The sequence below is a fragment of the Streptomyces pyxinae genome, assembly GCF_024756275.1.
Taxonomy (GTDB): Bacteria; Actinomycetota; Actinomycetes; order Streptomycetales; family Streptomycetaceae; genus Streptomyces; species Streptomyces pyxinae.
In genome coordinates, this window is sequence record NZ_JANUGQ010000010.1 from 47,141 (window position 1) to 64,995 (window position 17,855).

At 78.2% G+C, this 17,855-nt stretch carries 11 protein-coding genes; 8 read left to right on the forward strand and 3 right to left on the reverse strand.

Annotated features, from left to right (window positions below; translation table 11 throughout):
• The first annotated feature begins 58 nt into the window (after nt 1-58).
• The 3 genes from NX801_RS13755 to NX801_RS13765 all read left to right on the forward strand — a co-directional run bounded on the left by NX801_RS13755 (nt 59) and on the right by NX801_RS13765 (nt 5,671).
• Nucleotides 59-253, forward strand: coding sequence for a hypothetical protein (locus tag NX801_RS13755; RefSeq protein WP_258787968.1), 195 nt, complete (start codon nt 59-61; stop codon nt 251-253).
• Between the two features lie 170 nt (nt 254-423).
• On the forward strand, nt 424-3,408 hold the full coding sequence (locus NX801_RS13760; RefSeq protein WP_258787969.1) for a helix-turn-helix transcriptional regulator: 2,985 nt from the start codon (nt 424-426) through the stop codon (nt 3,406-3,408).
• Nucleotides 3,409-3,769: 361 nt separating this feature from the next.
• Nucleotides 3,770-5,671 (forward strand): AfsR/SARP family transcriptional regulator, encoded by a 1,902-nt coding sequence (locus NX801_RS13765; RefSeq protein WP_258787970.1) that lies wholly within the window; start codon nt 3,770-3,772, stop codon nt 5,669-5,671.
• Between the two features lie 89 nt (nt 5,672-5,760).
• On the opposite strand, the gene lanKC is transcribed toward NX801_RS13765, so the two are convergent.
• From lanKC to NX801_RS13780, 3 genes are all read right to left on the reverse strand, one after another.
• The gene (gene lanKC / locus NX801_RS13770; RefSeq protein WP_258787971.1) at nt 5,761-8,433 is read right to left on the reverse strand and encodes a class III lanthionine synthetase LanKC; all 2,673 of its coding nucleotides are present in this window, start codon (nt 8,431-8,433) and stop codon (nt 5,761-5,763) included.
• Between the two features lie 136 nt (nt 8,434-8,569).
• Nucleotides 8,570-9,967 carry an MFS transporter gene (locus NX801_RS13775; RefSeq protein ID WP_258787972.1) on the reverse strand — a complete coding sequence of 466 codons (1,398 nt, stop codon included), beginning with the start codon at nt 9,965-9,967 and terminating at the stop codon, nt 8,570-8,572.
• A gap of 278 nt (nt 9,968-10,245) precedes the next feature.
• Nucleotides 10,246-10,461, reverse strand: coding sequence for a hypothetical protein (locus tag NX801_RS13780; protein ID WP_258788112.1), 216 nt, complete (start codon nt 10,459-10,461; stop codon nt 10,246-10,248).
• 565 nt (nt 10,462-11,026) lie between these two features.
• Between NX801_RS13780 and NX801_RS13785 the strand changes: the two genes are divergently transcribed.
• From NX801_RS13785 to NX801_RS13805, 5 genes are all read left to right on the forward strand, one after another.
• Nucleotides 11,027-12,232, forward strand: a complete 1,206-nt coding sequence (locus NX801_RS13785; RefSeq protein WP_258787973.1) for a radical SAM protein — start codon at nt 11,027-11,029, stop codon at nt 12,230-12,232.
• On the forward strand, nt 12,229-12,975 hold the full coding sequence (locus NX801_RS13790) for an iron-containing redox enzyme family protein (RefSeq protein ID WP_258787974.1): 747 nt from the start codon (nt 12,229-12,231) through the stop codon (nt 12,973-12,975). Before NX801_RS13785 ends, NX801_RS13790 begins: the two co-directional genes overlap by 4 nt.
• The gene (locus NX801_RS13795; protein ID WP_258787975.1) at nt 12,972-13,172 is read left to right on the forward strand and encodes an aroma-sacti cluster domain-containing protein; all 201 of its coding nucleotides are present in this window, start codon (nt 12,972-12,974) and stop codon (nt 13,170-13,172) included. Before NX801_RS13790 ends, NX801_RS13795 begins: the two co-directional genes overlap by 4 nt.
• Nucleotides 13,173-13,325: 153 nt before the next feature.
• Nucleotides 13,326-16,871 (forward strand): adenylate/guanylate cyclase domain-containing protein, encoded by a 3,546-nt coding sequence (locus NX801_RS13800; RefSeq protein WP_258787976.1) that lies wholly within the window; start codon nt 13,326-13,328, stop codon nt 16,869-16,871.
• The gene (locus NX801_RS13805) at nt 16,868-17,827 is read left to right on the forward strand and encodes a S8 family peptidase (protein ID WP_258787977.1); all 960 of its coding nucleotides are present in this window, start codon (nt 16,868-16,870) and stop codon (nt 17,825-17,827) included. The genes NX801_RS13800 and NX801_RS13805 overlap by 4 nt, the downstream gene beginning before the upstream one ends.
• Nucleotides 17,828-17,855: the final 28 nt, after the last annotated feature.

The window sequence follows — 17,855 nt, forward strand, 5'->3', positions numbered from 1 at the left end:
GCACCGTTTCCGTATCGTTCCTTCACCGTCCATCCCACCACCCGATGAGGCAGGGACCATGCAGATCAGCGAACCGGCCATGTACGTCGCACCGGCCGCCGCCGAGGAGACCGCTCCCGAGCACCCGGCGGGCCGGGTGACGCTGGCGCTCGGCGGCGCCCTGGGGCTGCGCAGCCGGCTGCTCAGCGCCTCCGACGGCACCGCCGGATACAGCCACGACGTGCCGTACACCACCATGACCATCCCCGTCTGACCGGCTCCCCCGGTTCGGACGGCCCTTCTCCCGTGGTCCGGTGCGAGGACACGGGGTCCCGCCGGACGCGCGTGATCCCGCCGGATCGCCGGATCGCCGGATCAACCACACGGCGGCCGGGGGCCCTTCGGGCCCTGCCGCACCGCCGGGCGCTCCAGTAGCCTGCGCCCATGCGTGCGACGTCATCGGTCATCGTGGGGCGGGACGACGAGATCGACCTGCTGGGCAGCGCCCTGGACGCCGCGGGACGGCGTGCGGGGCGCGCCGTCTTTCTGCTCGGCGAGGCCGGGATAGGCAAGTCGCGGCTGGCCGCCGAGTGCGCCTTCCGCGCCTACGCCGCCGAGGTGCCGGTGCTGCGCGGGCGGGCCACCTCGACCGGTCTGGTGGTGCCGTTCCGGCCGCTGGCGGAGGCACTGGCGTCGCGATTCCGGGCGGCCGGCACCCCGACCGACCCCGAACTCGACCCGTACCGCCCCGCGTTGGCCCGGCTGGTGCCGGAGTGGCGGCGGGAGACCGGGGCGCCCGGCTACCCGGAGTCGGTGGTGGAGCTGGCGGAGGCGCTGCTGCGGCTGCTGTCGGTGCTGGGCCGGGAGCGGGGCTGTGTGATCCTGCTGGAGGACCTGCACGACTCGGACACCGAGACGATCGCGGTCGTCGAGTACGTGGCCGACAATGTGGCGGACCTGCCGATCCTGCTGGTGGGCACCTTACGGCCGGAGCCGGGGCCGGCGCTGGAGCTGGCCCGGTCGGCGGAGCGGCGCGGCACCGCCGTGGTCCGGGAGCTGGCGCCGCTCGGGGAGGCGCGGGTCCGGGAGATGGCCGCCGCCTGTCTGGAGGCGGAGCCCGGCGGCATACCGGAGGCCGCGCTCGGCGGGCTGGCCGGCCGCGCGGGCGGAAACCCGTATCTGGTCGAGGTGTTGCTCGCGGATCTGCTGGAGACGGGCCGGCTGAGACGCACCGGTGGCGGCTGGGAGTACACCGAGTGCGCGGCCGGGCCGGGGCCCTCGGTGCCCACCGATGTGGTGCGCAGCTGGGCGCGCCGGCTGGAGCGGTGCGACGAGCCGGTGCGGGAGGTGCTGCTGACGGCGGCGACCCTGGGCGGCCGGTTCTCGGTGACCGTGCTCCAGACCGTGACGGGCTTCGCGGACCGGGCGCTCTTCGCCCATCTGCGGTCGGCGACCGAGGCGGGGATCATCGCGCCCGACGGTGCCGCGCCCGACCGGTACGCCTTCCGGCACGCCCTGACGGCGGAGGCGCTGCTCGCCTCGCTGCTGCCGGCCGAGCGGGCGGCGCTGGCCCGGCGCGCGGTGCGGGCCGTCGAGGAGGCGGGCGGTGAACCGGCCGATGACGGGCCGCAGTTGCTGGGCGCGCTGCTGCTGGCCTCGGGCGACCGGGCGGCGGCGGCACGGCAGTTCGCCCGGGCCGGGGACCGGCTGCTGGCCGCCGGGGCGTCCGGCTCGGCGGCGGTGGTGCTGGAGCGGGCCCGGGGGCTGGCCGCCGACGGCGACCGGGCCGGGGTCACCGCCTCGCTGGCGGTGGCGCAGGCCGAGGCGGGCCGGCTGGACACGGCGTTCGCCCTGGCCCGGGAGCTGCCGCCGGTGCCGGTGCGGTCCGCGGCAGCCGGGGAGCGGGCGCGGGCGCACACCCGGATCGCCTGGGCGGCGGTGATGGCCGAGCAGCGGGAGGAGGCGGCCCGGCAGATCGCCGCGGCCCGCGCCCTGCTGGGACCGGCGCCGCTGCCCGGTCAGGAGGCGGCGCTCGATGTGGTGGAGGGCCATCTGGCGCTGCTCCCGGACCGGGGCGACGACGGTGCCGGCGGAGGGCGGGACACGGCCCGGGACGAGGCAGCGGCGGGCGAGCGGGCCCGGCGGGCGGCGGCCGGGGAACGGGCCCGGCGGGCGGCGGAGGTGGCCGGGGCGCAGGGGCTGCCGGTGGTGGCCTGCCAGGCGTGGCAGTTGCTCGCCCTGCTGGAGCGGGAGCACGGCTTCGACGAGGCGGACGCCTGTCTGGAGCGGATGCTGGCCATCGCGGAACAGCACCGGCTGCCGGTGTGGCGGGTGGAGGCGCTGATCCGGCTGGGGGCCAACGCGTTCATGCGGACCGGGGACTCGGCCCGGCTGGAGACGGCGCGGGCGGCGGCGCGGGAGGTGGGGGCGCTGGCGCTGACCCAGACCGTGGACGGGCTGCTGGCGATGAACGCCGTGCTGTGCGGGCGGTGGGAGCGGGCGCGGGAGATCGTGGACGGCTCGGTGGAGGCGAGCGCCCGGGTGCGCAACCTCGGGGCGCACCGCTATCTGCTCCTGGCCGACGCCACCCTGGCGGCCCACCGGGGGCACCGCCGGGAGCGGGACGCGGCACTGGCGCGGCTGCGCCGGGCGGGCGGCGACGAGTCCCCGCTGGTGCCGCTGGAGCGGGGGCTGTGCCGGGCGGTGGGGGCGCTGCTGGAGGAGGACCGGGCGCGGGCGCTGGCCGAGCTGGACGCGGCGCTGGAGTGGGAGTCGGCGCACCCCAGTCTCTACTACCTCGGCGGGCGCTGGGGGTTGCGTCCGCTGCTGCGGGTGCTGTCCGGGGCGGCGGGCCGGGAGGAGTACGCGGCGGTGGCGGAGGCACCGGGGGCCGGGCTGGCCTGGAACCGGTCGTTCCTGGGGGTGGCGGACGCGGTGCTGCGGGGCCGGGAGGGCGATCCGGGCGGCGCGGCACGGGCGCTGGCGGAGGCACAGCGGGCCGCGGGACCGTTCCCGGTGGTCCGGCATCTGGCGCTGCGGCTGGCAGCGGAGGCGGGGCTGGCGGACGGCTGGGGCGAGCCGGTGGGGTGGCTGCGGACGGCCGAGGAGTACTTCCACGGCGCCGGTGTCCGGCCGGTGGCCGCCGCCTGCCGGGCCGCGCTGCGGCGGGCCGGGGCGAGTGTGCCGCAGCGGCGCGACGGCCGGGACCGGATCCCGGTGTCCCTGCGCACCAGCGGGGTGACGCCCCGGGAGTACGAGGTGTTCGTGCTGCTCGCGGAGCGGCCGGGGAACCAGCAGATCGCCCGGCGGCTCTCCATCTCGCCGCGCACGGTGGAGAAGCACATGGCCAGCCTGCTGAACAAGACCGGGCGGCCGGACCGTTCGGCGCTCTGCGACTTCTCGGCGGAGTGCGCGGCCGAGGCCGGCTGAGCGGTCCGGCGGGGGCGGGGGCCCGGTGCACCCGATGCGGTGGGCCCGATGTCAAGGGGCCGGGGGCCGGTTGGTGCCGGTGGGCCCGGCGGGTCCGGGCGGCGGGCGCCTCGCGGGGGCCGGGCGGGCGCGGGGGCGGCAACATGGGGGCGCGGCGGCCGGGGGCGCGGGCGGCGGCAGGAAATGTACGGGCCCGGCGGCGCGGAATGGGGGCGCGCGGCCGAACATACGGGTCCGGCACCGATGCGCGGCGGCCCGCGCGGCCGAACCATCGGAGCAGCAGCACCGGTTCTCGTACCGGCGCTGGTATCTCCGCTCCCGCGTACGGCTGTTCGCCGCTCCTCTCCCCCGGAGGCCGCCCATGTCCCGTTCGCTCCCGCCCGTGCCGGCGTCCGGTCCGCTCCGGCTCTCGGTCCTCGGGCCGCTCTCGGCCCACCGGGGCGGCACCCCGCTCTGTCCGGGCCCGTACAAACAGCGGGTGGTGCTGGCGACGCTGCTCACCCGGCCGAACGCCCCGGTGCCGGTGGAGACGCTCACCGACGCGGTCTGGCCGGACGAACCGCCTCGTACGGCGCGCAAGAACCTCCAGGTGTACATGAGCGCGCTGCGCACCCTGCTCGGCCCGCCGGCCGGCCGGGTGCCGGGCCGGGAACGGCTGGTCCACGACTGTGGCGGCTATCTGCTGCGGGTGGCCGAGGAGGAGCTCGACGTGCTGCGCTTCCGAAGACTGGCCCGGGCGGCCGACGGGCTCGAACCCCGGGCGGCCGCCCCGCTGTTGCGCGAGGCCCTGGACCTGTGGCAGGGGCCGCCGCTGCACGGGCTGCGGCAGTCGCCGTCGCTGGGGGCGGAGGCGGAGCGGCTGGAGAACCGGTGTCTGACCGTCCACGAGGACTGGGCGGAGGCCGAGACGGCGGTGGGCCGCGCGGCGGTCGTGGTGGAGGGGCTGCGGGAGCTGGCGGAGCGGCACCCGCTGCGGGAACGACTGCAGACCGCGCTGATGTCGGCGCTGCACCAGTCCGGCCGGCAGGCGGAGGCGCTGGCCGTGTACGACGACTACCGGCGGCTGCTGGCACGGGAGTTGGGTCTGGAGCCGGGCGGGGCGATGGCCGGGCGGTACCGGGCGCTGCTGGCGGGCGACGGCGGGCACCGGCAGGCGCTCCGCCCGGAGGCGGCTCCGGCGGCCGGGCGCCGGCCGGAACTCCCGCCGGATCTGGCCGACTTCACCGGGCACGGCGAACCGCTGCGGGAGCTGCTGGCGGCGCTGGAGGCCGACGGCGGTGGGACGGTGGCGGTGTCGGGGCCGGCCGGGTCGGGCAAGACGGCGCTGGCGGTGCGGGCGGCCCGGCGGCTGGGCGACCGGTTCCCGGACGGGCGGTGCGTCGTCCGGATGCGGGACGCGGCCGGGGAGCCCCGGCCCCGGGCGGAGGTGCTGGCGGAGCTGGGCCGGCTGGCCGGGGCGGAGTCCGGCGGCCGGGCGTCGGAGGGAGCCGAGGGCTGGCGCCACTGGCTCGCCGGGCACCGGGCGCTGGTGGTGCTGGACGACGTACCGGACGAGCGCGCGGTCCGGGCGCTGCTGCCGGGCAGTGGCCTGGGCCGTACGGTGCTGACCGCGCGCGGCCAGTTGCCGGGGCTGGCGCCGGTGGAGCGGATGGCGGTGCCTCCGCTGGCCCCGGCGGAGGCGCTGGCGCTGCTGGAGCGGCTGCTCGGGCCCGGCCGGGTGCGCGCCGACCGGGCGGCGGCGCTGCGGGTGGCGGAGGCGTGCGGGCTGCTGCCGCTGGCGGTCCGGGTGAGCGGGATGCGGCTGGCGGTGCTGCGCCATCTGCCGCTGGCCGAGTTCGCGGAGCGGCTGGCCGATCCGGCCGGGGCGCTGGACGAACTGGTGGCCGGGGACGTGTCGGTACGGGAGCGGCTGGCGCACGGCTGGCGCGATCTGCCGCCCGCGCGCGGCCGGGACCTGGAGCGGCTGGCCGGGCGGGTGCCGGAGGGTCCGTTCGCCCTGCCGGACGCGGCGCTGGCGCTGGGGTGCGGGGAGCGGGAGGCGGTGCGCGCGGTGGAAGCGCTGATCGACGCCGGGGCGGTGACCTCGCCGGGCGGTGAGGTGACGGCGCATGCCGCGCTCTATGAACTGCCCCGGATGGTGAGGCTGTTCGCTCTGGAGCGGGCCGCCGCCGGAGCCGTGGCGGAGGGGGCCGGGCCGGTGGGGGCCGGGGCCGGACCGGTGGTAGCCGGGGCCGGCTCGGTGGTTGCCGGGGCGAGCCGCTGAGGGGACACCGTACGGGCCGGTGGGGGCCGGGCCCCGGCCGGCCGGTGAGCGGCCGTGGGGCGGCGGCCGGGTGGCCGCCGCCCCGGGCGTCAGCCGAGGGTCAGCAGCCGCAGCAGTTCGCCCGGGCCGTACGCGCCCGGGGCGGCGGCCAGGGTGTGCAGGGACAGCAGCACCCCGGCGGCACCGGTGGCCAGGTCGGCGGAGAAGCGCAGCAGCCCGGCGCCGGGCACCAGCAGCCGGTCCCCGTCGGCCACCAGGTGCCAGGCCAGGTTCCGCGCGGAGGCCAGCACGTCGGGGCGCGGAGCACCGGCCTGCGGAGCACCGGCGTCCGGCGCGTCCAGCGCGTGGGCGGCGGCGAGCAGCCCGGCGCGGCCGGTGACCAGGCCCGGCTCCCGGACGAACTCCAGCCCGCAGCCCCGGCGGACACCCGGCAGCAGCCCGGCCAGCTCGGCGTCCGGGCGGTGGGCCAGATACTCCCGTGCCACCAGGGCGAAGCCGCCGCTGCCCTGGTCGAGATAGAGCAGATGCCGCCTGCCGTCCCGGACCTGGACGGTGCCGCCGGGGCCCGGGGCGCAGTGTGCCGCGTCCCGGCGCAGGGCGGCGCCGGCGGCGTCCAGCAGCCAGGACTCACCGGTGTGGGCGAGGAGTTCGAGGTGGAGCAGGGCGACACCGCTCAGCCCGCGCAGCAGCCCGGCCGAGGCGGGTGCGGTGAGCCCGGCCGGCCGGTCGCCCCGGACCAGGGCGTCGAGCTCCCGGGCGGTGCGCAGGGCGTACTCCAGCAGGGCGGGATCGGGCCGGGTGGCGCCGGGCCGGGCGGCCGCCCCACCGGCAGCGGCGGTGGCGGAGACGGAGGGGGAGGTGGTGGAGGCAGAGGAGGCGGAGGTGGCGAGGCGCAGGGCGGCCAGCGCCGTACCGGCCCGGCCGGTGAGCAGATCGGCGGAGGGGGCCGGGGGCGCGGCCAGGGCGCGGTCCAGCAGCTCCCGTGCGGTGGCCCGGCGGCCGAGGGCGTCCAGCACCAGCGCGGCGCCGGGCAGCCCGTCGTACAGTCCGCCGGGCCGGGCGGGGTCGCGCCGCAGGGCCGCGCCGGAGAGCCACTCCACCCACTCGGGGGCCACCTCGGCGCCGGTACGGCGCAGCGCGTGCAGCACCCCGGCCGCGCCGTGCGCCGCGCAGACTCCCCCGCTGCCGAAGCCGGCCGGGTCCCCGGGGAAGAGCCGGTCGGTCCGCTCCGGCGTCGCCCCGGCCCGTATTCCGGCGAGCAGTCCCCGCCGGAGGCCGGCCCAGTCCGGGACCGGCCCGCCGAACAACCGGGCCACGGTGGCCTCGCCCGTACCGCCCTCGTCCGTCGAACCGGGACCGGGGAGGGCAGGCCGGGGCGGGCCGGCGTCGGGGCCGAGGCCGAAGCGGGCGCGGGCCCAGCGCTCCAGGGTGCGGGCCTTGTCCCGGTCGTGGTGGGCCATCTCGGTCAGCGGTATCAGCAGATGCAGCCAGAGCGCCCGGAGCGCGTACCGGTCGGCCGCGGCGCCCGGGGTGCCGGCCGGGGCCTGCATCCCGGGGGCGCCCGCCAGCGGGGTGGCGGGGTCGTCCAGGTCGGTGGCGTACTCGAAGTCGACCAGGACGAGGGAGCCGTCCGGCCGCACCATGACATTGGACGGATGGAGGTCGCCGAAGCGCAGCCCCCGGGCGTGGATCGCGTCCAGCGCCCGCCGCAGCCGCTCGGTCACCCCGGCCACCCAGGCGCCATAGGCGGCGAGTTCGGCCGGGGACCGATCGCCGTGCACCATGGCGTACCGGGTGACGAGCTCTTCCAGGAGGGTGGTGCCCTCGATGTACTCCTCGACCAGGAAGTGGTGTTCCCACACCCGGCGCACCCCGTGGACGGCGGGTACGCAGTCGAGCCCGGCGAGCCGGGTCAGCGCGCGGTGCTCCCGGTGCAGCCGGGTGACGGCGTCGTCGCCGGCCCGGTCCAGCCCGCTGTGCGGCCGGGCCTCGCGCAGCACCACCCGCCGCCCGGTCTCCCGGTGGCGGGCGAGGTAGATGCCGCCGGCGTTGGAGAACTGGAGCGCCCGCTCCACGGTGTACGGGAAGCCGTCGTCGCGGGCGGCGGCCCGGGCCGCGAGGTGCGGCCGCAGCTCCGCCGGGACCTTCACCCACGCGGGCAACCGGAACACCACGTCCCGGGTGTCGGGGACCAGCCGGCCGTCCGGGTGGCGCAGGGCGGGCACGGTGGCGCCGTGCTCGTCCCGGCACCACAGCGCCCGGAAGGCCCCGTACCGGACGAAGACCGGGGCGCTCCCGATGCGCAGGTCGCTGAGGATGTACGGGCCGGGGCGGCCCTTCAGCGCGACGGCCAGTGCCTCGGCGAGCCGCAGGAAGGAGGGCTCGTCCGGCGGGTAGAGGGTGAGGAACTTGCCGCTGCCGCTCCGCTTCATATGTTTGTCCGACATGAGGCGCAGGGCCTGCTCGCTGCGGAGGAACTTGAACGGCACCCGGTGCTCGCGGCAGAGCCGGGCGGTGATCTCCAGGGTGCGGCCGGCCCCGGCGGGCACGGTGGAGACATGGATCTTCCAGCCCTGTTCGGGCGGGACGACACCGGCGGGGATCAGCGAGGTCCAGAGCCCGGCGCCCGCCCGGACCCAGCCGTCCGGCGGCTCGGCGCGGTCCAGGGGGTACCGGGTGGCCTCGTCCCGGAGCCGGGCCGGGGCCTCGTAGTACCTGCGGTCGGCCAGACAGTGGAGCTGGGTCTCCTGGAGGCGGGGCACGGTCTCTCCTCATCTGCTCGCCCGGGGCCGTGCGCGTTCGGGGGTACGGGCGCGGGACGGCCCCGGGTGGGGGTGTACGGGACGGGCCGGGGCCCGGTCGACGGGCCGGGAGCCGGTCGACCGGGCCGGGGTCCGGTCAGGGACGGGGTCCGGGGGCGGGGCGGACGGGATCGCCGCCGGAGGGGCGGGAGCCGTCCAGCGGGGCCGTCGCGCCGGTCGCGGAGGCTCCCGCTCCCGTGGGGTCCGCCGCCGGCGCGGGGACGTCCACCGCCTCCGCCCCGCCGGACGGGCCGGAGGCGGGGACGTCCGCTGCCGGCGCCTGGACGTCCGGCGGGGACACCGGGCCGCGCGCGGAGGGGGCGAGGGTGACCACGGCGGCCGAGAGCGCCAGCACCGCGCCCAGGGCGGTGAAGGCCCCACCGGGCCCGAGGGCGGTGAGCAGGGCGCCGCCGGCCAGTGGGCCGAGCGGCTGGACCAGTGAGGAGAGGAACCCGGCCGCGCTCTGCACCCGGCCGACCCGGTCGCCGGGGGTGACCACCAGCAGAGTGGTGAGGAAGCCGATGCTGGCCACCGTCGCCAGGCACATGCAGAGCGCGCACAGCGCCCCCGCCACCAGCGGCAGCCGGACCACGGCCAGCACCCCGGCGGTGGCCGCGCAGGTCCAGCAGGTGGCGGTGATGAGCGGCCGGCCGTGCAGCTCCGGGTGGAGCCGGGGCGCCAGCAGCGCGCCGGCCAGGGTGCCGGCCGAGGTGCAGGCCACCACGAGCCCGCTGCCCAGTCCGGAGCGCCCGCCGTCCGAGAAGACGGTCAGCGCGGTGAAGGTGAGGGCGCCGAAGGCGAAGTTCATGCCGAGCCCGAAGACCAGCAGCACGGTACGGAGATACGGCAGCCGCCACAGGAACACCAGCCCGGCGGTGAGTTCGCGGCGGCTGAACACCGGGCCGGACCGCACCGCCGGCTCCGACCGGGTACGGACCAGGGAGACACAGACCGCCGAGGCCAGCAGCCCGGCGGCCTCGGCCACGAACGGCAGCACCGGGTGGAGCCCGAAGAGCGCGCCGCCCACCAGCGGGCCGATCAGCCGGGCGGTGGAGGAGCGGGCCTGGAGCCGGGCGGTGGCGGTACCCATGTCGGCCGGAGGCACGACCGAGCGCACCAGGGCCGAGGCGGCGGGGCCGTACACCCCGCCGATCACCGCGCCCGCGCCGGCCACCAGCAGCACCAGCGGGAGCGGCACCCGGCCGGCGAGCACCGCGACGACCAGGGCGGTGACCACGGCGAGGCTGCCCAGGTCGCAGCGGCGCATCAGCCGGCGGCGTTCGGTCCGGTCGGCCAGTACCCCGCCGGGCAGCATCGTGAGCAGCAGCGAGGCCACGGTCACGGTGCCCACGGCGCCGGCCCGGACGGGCGACCCGGTCTCCCGCAGCACGAGCAGCGGCAGGGCGAGCGCGGTCATCTGGGTGCCGAGCACGGCGAACAGGCCGCTCATCCAGAGCAGCCGGAAGTCACGATTGGTGCGGAGTGCTGAGGCCATCGCCGGCTCCCGCGGGCTGAGGGGACGGACGGTCGGTGAGGTCGGCTGGGCCCGCCGGGCGGCGGGACAGCGGGGCAGCGGACCGGACAGGCGGCGGAGGCCACGCGAAGAGGTCCCGGACGGGCGGCGGAGGCCACGCGAGCAGACCCCGGAGGCCGGCGGGGCCACGCGAGCAGACCCCGGACGGGCGGCGGGGCGGACTCCGCCATGACGGAGCCGCCCCGGTCCGGACCGCCGGCCGTGCGCCCCGTGGTGCCCCGGGGCGCACGGTGCCGGGGTCAGTTCTGGTCCATCACCACGCTCAGCACGCTGACACAGCTGCCCTCGACGCTCCGGTCGGAGTCCACGGACGTGGTGCCCTGGAGGTCCAGGACGGACTCGCCGTGCGCCTCGACCTCGGGGGTCTCGTCGTTGTTGTCGTCGGCAACCGGCTTGGTGTTCTCGGTCATGATGGTCTCCATCCACTCGTCGAACGCCATGGGGTGACGTCGCACGCCGTCAAACGCTGTCGGCCCTTGTCAGACGCGGCCGAAAGCAATCGAACGCCGCCGAACACGGTCGAATGCTCTGAAAATCCGTCGATCGCTGCCGGACATCGTCGGACGGCGTCGTACGCCGGGGGTCGCGAACGTTCCGCGCACGGCCGGGCCCCGGAGGCCCGGTCCGCCGGCGGCGAGCCGTTGCCCGCCGTTGCCGAGAAAGCTAGGAGCCCCGACCCGGAAAACGCCCCGGCGCCGGTATGGCCCCGGTATCGGCGCAGGCCCGGGGCGGCGGGCCACCGGGCGCACGGACCGCCGGAAGTCCTCCGCACCGGGCCCGGCCTGCGGGCATACCGCCGTCGAACCGTCCCCCGACCGGCGCCGAACCACTCCCCCGGAGACTGGCCCAGGACGCGCGCCGCTGCCTCGGCCCCCCTGGTCTGTCCGGGCGCGGCGCGCGTCCGCCGGGCCCGTCGCGGGCCCCGTACGACCCCGCCCCGCACGGGGGTGGGGCACGGCGGAGCCGGATGAACCGGGAAACGGATCCGGAGGAACCGAGGAACCGCGAGGAGGCGGCCCCGTGGAGCTGGCCGAACTGATCGCCCTGCGGCCCCGGCCGGCCGGCGGGGTGCTGGTCACCCTGACCCGGCGCTGCCCGATGAGCTGTGCGCACTGCTCCACCGCCTCCACGATGGAGACCCGCGAGGAGCCGGACCCCGTCCAACTGCTCGCGTTCACCGATTCGTTCACCCCCGCCGACCGGCCCGAGGTGCTGCTGCTGACCGGCGGCGAACCGCTGCTGCTGCCGGAGACGGCCGCCAGGCTGGCCCGCTCCGCCCGGGCGGCGGGCACCCGTACGGCCCTGCTGAGCGGCATGTTCTTCGCCCGCTCCCGGAAGGTCCCGGACCGGTTGCTGAACGCCGTCGCGGAGCTGGACCACTTCTCCGCCAGCCTGGACGCCCACCACGAGCGGGAGGTGGAGCGCGCCGCCGTCTTCCGGGCGCTGCGGGCGGTCCGGGAGACCGGAGTCGCTGTCAGCTTCCATCTCACCGGTACCGGTCCGGACGACCCCTATCTGGCCGATGTCACCCGGGCCGTCGACCGGGAGTTCGGCGGGACGGTGCCCGCGCTGGTCAACGAGGTACGGGCGGTCGGCCGCGCCGCCGCCTGGGCCGGCCCGGCCCGTACCACCGGCCCCGCCGCCGGACCGGGCGGGGACCCGGGGCCCTGCGCGATGGCCGCCTGGCCGGTGGTGGCCTTCGACGGCACCGTGCTCGCCTGCTGCAACCAGGACGTGGTGGACCGCCGCCCCGCCCCGGCCCATCTCCGGCTGGGTCATGTCGCCGGGGACGACTGGGCGACCGTACGGCGGCGGGCGCTGGAGTCCCCGGTGCTGCGCATGATCCGTACGGTGGGCCCGGTGGCGCTGCGGTCGCGGTACGCGCCCGGGGCCCCCGGCGCTGCTGTGGCCCCCCGGACCGGGTCCTCCTGCGGCGACTGCCGGGCCCTGGGCTCCGGGGCAGGACCCGCGCCGGAGGTGGTGGCCGTGGCGGGCGGCGCGGCCGGGGCGCTGCTCGACGCGACGGCCGCCCGGCGGGCGGGGGCGGCGGGCCCGGTGGCCCTGGTACGGCGGTACGGCTGCGCCGCGTACGCCCCCCTGGTGGTGGCGCGCGGACCGGCGGCACCGGCGGCACCGGCGGTCGGGGGCGCGGACGAGCGCTCCGGCTCCGGCGCCGGGGCCCGCGCGGACAGCAGGGCCCGCACCGGCCCGGAGGTGTCGGGATGACGCCCGCCCGGGGCGGCCGGCCGGCCGCGTCCGTCCGGCTGGACGCCACGCTCGCGCTGGTGGAGCCCGCGTTGCGCGCCGCGACGGCCCGGCTCTGGCACCCCGACGGGCTGACCGGGCGCTACCGCGCCTATCTGGCGGCCATGCACATGGTGATCCGGGCCTCGGTGCCGCTGATGGAGCGGGCGGCCGTACGGGCCCGGCGGCTGGAGCGGTCGGGCGATCCGCTGGGCCGGCCGCTCGCCGCGCATCTCGCCGCGCACATCGAGGAGGAGCGGGACCACGACGCCTGGCTGCTGGACGACCTGGTGGCCGCGGGCTCGGGCCCGGACGCCGCGCTCGGCGCCGTACCGCCGCCGGACGTCGCCGCGCTGACGGGGGCTCAGTACTACTGGATCGAGCACCACCATCCGGTGGCCCTGCTCGGCTATGTGACCGTGCTGGAGGGGCACGCCCCGGCGGCCGGGCTCGCGGACCGGCTGGCCCGGCTCACCGGCCTGCCCGACGCGGCGTTCCGTACCGTACGCGCCCACGCCCAGCTCGACGGCGGTCATGTGGCCGGGCTGCGGGCCCTGCTGGACGCGCTGCCGCTGACCCGGGCGCAGGAGGCGGCGGTCGCCGTCAGCGCCCTGCACACCATGGACGCGCTCACCCAGTTGTTCGTCCGGCTCGGGCGCGGCGCACCGGCTCCCGGGCCGGGGCGGGGAGCCGGCCGGCCCGTCCCCACCGGAGGTCGCGCATGACCGGATCCCCCGACCGGCTGGCCGCCCTGTACGCGGCCGGCTTCGCGGTCGATCTGCTCACCGAGGAGCAGCGCCAGGTGCTCACCGGGCTCACCGAGGAGGAACTGGCGCTGCTGCTCGACATCAAGGACCGGCTGGACGCCGTGGGCCCCGAGGTCCAGGCGCACGGGGAGATCGCGGGCGGTGCGCTGTTCTGACGGCGTGCCGCCCGCTCCCCCGGCACCGGCCACCCGGATGAACCGGCGCCGGGCCGGGCGCGGCGCCACCCCGGACAGGGAGCCCGGACAGCGAGCCCGGACAGTGAGCGCCGACAGCGAGCCCGGACTGAGCGGGAATGAGGAGGGAATCCGGTGAACTGCCCCTCGTGCGGCCAGGATCCACCCGTCGCGGCACGGTTCTGCCCCTACTGCGGGACACCCTGCCCGGCGGCCGCGGAGCCGGTGGTGCCGGACGACCAGCGCAAGCCGGTGACGGTGCTCTTCTGCGATCTGGTCGGCTCCACCGCGCTCTCCGGCCGGCTGGACCCGGAGACCCTGCGCGCGGTCACCCTGCGGTACTTCGCCGCGATGAGCGAGCGGATCGAGGCGTGCGGCGGCACCCCGGAGAAGTTCATCGGGGACGCGGTGATGGCGGTCTTCGGCGTGCCGGTCGTACGGGAGGACGACGCCCGCCGGGCGCTGGCGGCCGCGCTCGGCATGCGGGAGGCGCTGGCCGCGCTCAACGCCGGTCTCACCACCGAGCTCGGCGCCGGACCGGGCGTCCGGCTGGACATCCGTATCGGGGTCAACACCGGCCAGGTGGTGGCCGGTTCGGACGCGACCGCCCGGCAGGCACTGGTGTCGGGCGAGACCGTGAACGTGGCGGCGCGGCTGGAGCAGAACGCCGGGGCCGGGGAGATCCTCATCGGGCCGGAGACCCTGGCGGCGGCCGGGCCGACCGTGGTGGTGGAGGACGCCGGACCGCTCGCGCTGAAGGGCAAGCGGGACCCGGTGCGCGCCCACCGGCTGCTGGCACTGGGCGCCGACGATCCCGAGCTGCTGCGCCGCTTCGATGTTCCCTTCGTGGGCCGTGGCGCCGAACGGGCGGCCCTGGACCGGGCGCTGGCGGCCACGGCCGGGAGCGGGGGCCGGGCCGGGGTGCTGCGGCTGGTGGGCGAGGCGGGTGTGGGCAAGACCCGGCTGGTACGGGAGTGGCTGGCCGGCCGCGCCGACCGGGACCGGCCGGTGTACGGGGCGGGGCGCTGCCGCAGTTACGGCAGCCGGGGCACCCTGGCACCGCTGGCCGACGCGGTGCGGACGGCGCTCGACGGGGTGGACCGGGCCGGGGGCGGGACGGTGGACGGGGCCGGGGGCGAGCAGGACCGGGCCGTGGCGGACGCCTTGGCCCTGCTGACCGGGGGTCTGCTGCGGGACGGGGCGCCCAACGCGCCCTTCGAGGAGCTCTGCGCGGCCCTGGCCACCGTGCTCGGCCGGGTCGCCCGCCACCGGCCGGTGGTCCTGGTGCTGGACGACTGGCACTGGGCGGCGCCCCTGCTGGTGCGGACGGTGGAGCGGGTCCGGGGGCTGCTGGGCCGGGCGGCGGTGCTGACCCTCTGCGCCGGCCGCCCCGGCCCCCCGGACGACGCCCCGGCGCGGGCCGCCTCCGGGGACGGCGGCTCCGGTACGCCGGTGCTGCGGCTGGCCGGGCTGTCCCGCGCCGAGTCCGTCCGGCTGGCCCGGGCGCTGGCCGGACCGGCCGCCCCGCCGGTGCCCGGTGCGCTGCTGGACCGGGCGGAGGGCAATCCGCTCTACCTGGAGCAGTTGTGGGTGGCCGGAGCCCCGGACGGCCCGGGGGCGGACGGGGCGGCACCGGACAGCCCGGATTCCGGCGGGACGGCCTCCGGGGGGACGGCCGGGCTGCCGCCGACCCTGCAGGCCCTGCTCGGGGCGCGGATCGGGGCGCTGGGCCGGGCCGAGCGCGCGGTGCTGGACCTGGCGTCGGTGATCGGCCGGGAGTTCACGGCGGCGGAGCTGGTCCGGCTGGCCACCGCCGGCCGGACGGACGGAGCCCCGGGAGCCGGAGAGCCGGGCGGGGGGCCGGCCGGACGGCCCGGCGAGCGGTCCGGCGCGGGAAGCGGCCCGGAGGCGGGCGCGCGCATCGGTATGGATGTCGGCACGGCGCTGGCCGGGCTGGTGCGCGGCCGGCTCATCGAACCGCTGCCCGGAGCCGCCGGTGGGGAGCCCGCCGGGGCGTACCGGTTCAGCAGCGGGCTCGTACAGGAGGTGGCGTACGCCTCCCTCGCCAAGCGGGCCAGGGCGGACCGCCACGCGTGGGCGGCCGGGCTGCCCCGGGTGGTGGCGGCCGGCGACGGCGCGGTCGGCACCCACCTGGAGCGGGCCTACCGCTGCCGGGCCGAACTCGGGCTGCTGGACGCCCGGACGGAGGGTCTGCGGGAGCGGGCGGCACGCGCGCTGGGCCGGGCCGGGGCGCAGGCGCTCGCCCGGGCCGACCTGCACTGGGCGGACGATCTGCTGCGCCGGTCGGTCGGGCTGGCCGAGGCCGCCGTACCGGGGCCGCCGGGCACCGCGCCGGACGGGCCGCCCCCGCCCGGGGCGGCCGCGCTGCGCAGGCTGGGCGAGGTGCGGCTGGCCCTCGGGCACCCGGCGGAGGGGACGGGTCTGCTGCGCCGGGTCGTGGAGTCGGGCGCGGACCCGGTGGAGGCCGCCCATGCCCGGCTGGCGCTCGCGGTGCTGGACCCGGCCGCCGGCGGCGTGCCCGGCACGGCGCGCGCGGTGCTCCCGCTCTTCGAGGCGGCCGGCGACCCGGTCGGCCAGGCACGGGCCCGGCTGCGGCTGGCCCAGCACCGGCAGCGGGCCGGGCGCCACGAGGAGGCCGACCGGGATCTGGTCCGGGCCCTGGCGCACGCGGTGGAGGCCGGGGCGGAACCGGAACGGGCGGCGGCGCTCGGGGCGATCGGGATCTCGCTGTGGCGGGGCCCGGAACCGGTGCCGTCGGCCGTGGTGCGCTGCCGGGCCCTGCTGGACGAGCACGGGGCGGGCCGGACGGCCGTACGGGTCACCCTGAACTGCCCGCTCGCCGTGCTGTACGCGCTGCTGGACCGGGGGCGGGAGGCGCTGGCCGCCATGGCCGAGGCCGAACGGCTGGCCGCCGCCCTGGACTACGCGGAGGCGAGGGTCTTCCTGCCGGTCTTCCGGGCCGGGGTCGAGGCGCTGTGCGGCCGGACCCGGCGGGCGGTCGGGCTGCTCGGCCGGGCGGACCGGGCGGCACGGCGGGTGGGCGCGGACGCCATGCGGCCGGCCATCGCCCTGGAGGCGGCCCGGCTGCTGCTGGACGAGGGCCGCCCGGCGCGGGCCGGGGCCTGGCTGGCCGGCGCCGGTACGGGCCCGGAGCTGCCGCGCGCCGACACGGTGGACCTGGCCGGGCTGCGGGCCCGGCTGGCCGCGCTGGCGGGCGACCGGGACCGGGCGGTGCGGGAGGCGGAGACGGCCGTCGCCACCGCGGCGCTCACCGACTCGCCGCTGCTGCGGGCCACGGCGCTGCTGGACCGGGCGCGGACCCTGGCGCTGCTGGGGCGGGGCGCCGAGGCGGCCGGATCGGCGCGGGCGGCGGCGGAGCGGTTCGCCGACAAGGGCCATCTGCCGGGCGCCCGTACGGCCGCCCGGCTGGCGGCGCGGCTGCCGAGGACGGCGGGAGCGGCGGAGACGGCGCGGACGGCGGAGACGGCGGAGACGACAAGAACGGCGAGGCGGGCGGACAGGGCAGGCACCGCCTGCTCGGCGGACACGACGGACACGGCGGACACGACGGACACGGTGGTACGCACACCGCGTACCACCGCGGCGAATCCGGCGGCAGTGGGCCGGGGCGGGGAGGCGGCGGCGTGGAAGCGGCCATGAGTACGCCGGGCCGGGGCCTGACCTGGAGCCTGCGGGGCCGGGGGCCGGCGGACGTACCGGTGGTGGCCGATCCCGGCCCCTGGCCGCCGGACTCCGGGGGGCCGGCGGCGACCGGCCGGGGGGTGCGGGTGTGTGTGGTCGACTCGGGAGTGGAGCGGGACCATCCGGCGGTCGGCCGGGTGGACGGTTCCTGGGTGGTGGTCAAGGATCCGGACACCGGGGAGACCTCGGTGCGGCCGACCGAGACCGGCGACAGCTGCGGCCACGGCACGGCGTGCGCCGGAATCGTCCGGCGGACCGCGCCGGAGTGCGAGCTGCACAGCGTACGGGTGCTGGGCGAGCGGTTCTCCGGGACCGGGGACGTCCTGCTCGCCGGGCTGCGCTGGGCGGTCGAGCAGGGATTCGACCTGGTGAACCTGAGTCTCTCCACCACCCGGGACCGGTTCGCCCGGGAGCTCCACGAGCTGGCGGACCAGGCGTACTTCGCCCGTACGGTGATCGTCGCCTCGGCGCACAACACCCCGGTCGAGAGCTTCCCGTGGCGGTTCGCCTCGGTGATCTCGGTGGGCAGCCACCAGGAGGACGACCCGGGGCTGCACCTCTACAACCCGAGCCCGCCGGTGGAGTTCTTCGCGCCGGGCCAGAACGTGCCGGTGCCCTGGCTGGGCGGCGCCACCATCCGCACCACCGGCAACAGCTTCGCCACCCCGTACATCACCGGTCTCTGCGCCCGGCTGCTCTCCGCCCATCCGAGCATGACGGCCTTTCAGCTCAAGAACGCGCTCTATCTCTCCGCGGCCAATGTGCGGTTCCGGTCGCTCCCTTCCCTTCCGGCAGGAGAGGCATCCGATGAGTCCTCTGAGTCCGACGAGCCCGGCGAGCTCCACCGGTCCCGTGAGTCCCCTGAGCCGCCTGAGCCCCGTCTCGCCGCCGGCGCCGACGGCACCGGGAACTGACCCGGCCGCCGGACCCGCCGCCGGGCCG

Bases quoted from the DNA above. Each gene is read 5' to 3' on its own strand.
- NX801_RS13765 (WP_258787970.1), top strand. From the start codon at position 3,770: ATGTCCCGTTCGCTCCCGCCCGTGCCGGCGTCCGGTCCGCTCCGGCTC.
- NX801_RS13775 (WP_258787972.1), bottom strand. From the start codon at position 9,967: ATGGCCTCAGCACTCCGCACCAATCGTGACTTCCGGCTGCTCTGGATG.
- NX801_RS13755 (WP_258787968.1), top strand. From the start codon at position 59: ATGCAGATCAGCGAACCGGCCATGTACGTCGCACCGGCCGCCGCCGAG.
- NX801_RS13795 (WP_258787975.1), top strand. From the start codon at position 12,972: ATGACCGGATCCCCCGACCGGCTGGCCGCCCTGTACGCGGCCGGCTTC.
- NX801_RS13790 (WP_258787974.1), top strand. From the start codon at position 12,229: ATGACGCCCGCCCGGGGCGGCCGGCCGGCCGCGTCCGTCCGGCTGGAC.
- NX801_RS13760 (WP_258787969.1), top strand. From the start codon at position 424: ATGCGTGCGACGTCATCGGTCATCGTGGGGCGGGACGACGAGATCGAC.
- NX801_RS13805 (WP_258787977.1), top strand. From the start codon at position 16,868: ATGAGTACGCCGGGCCGGGGCCTGACCTGGAGCCTGCGGGGCCGGGGG.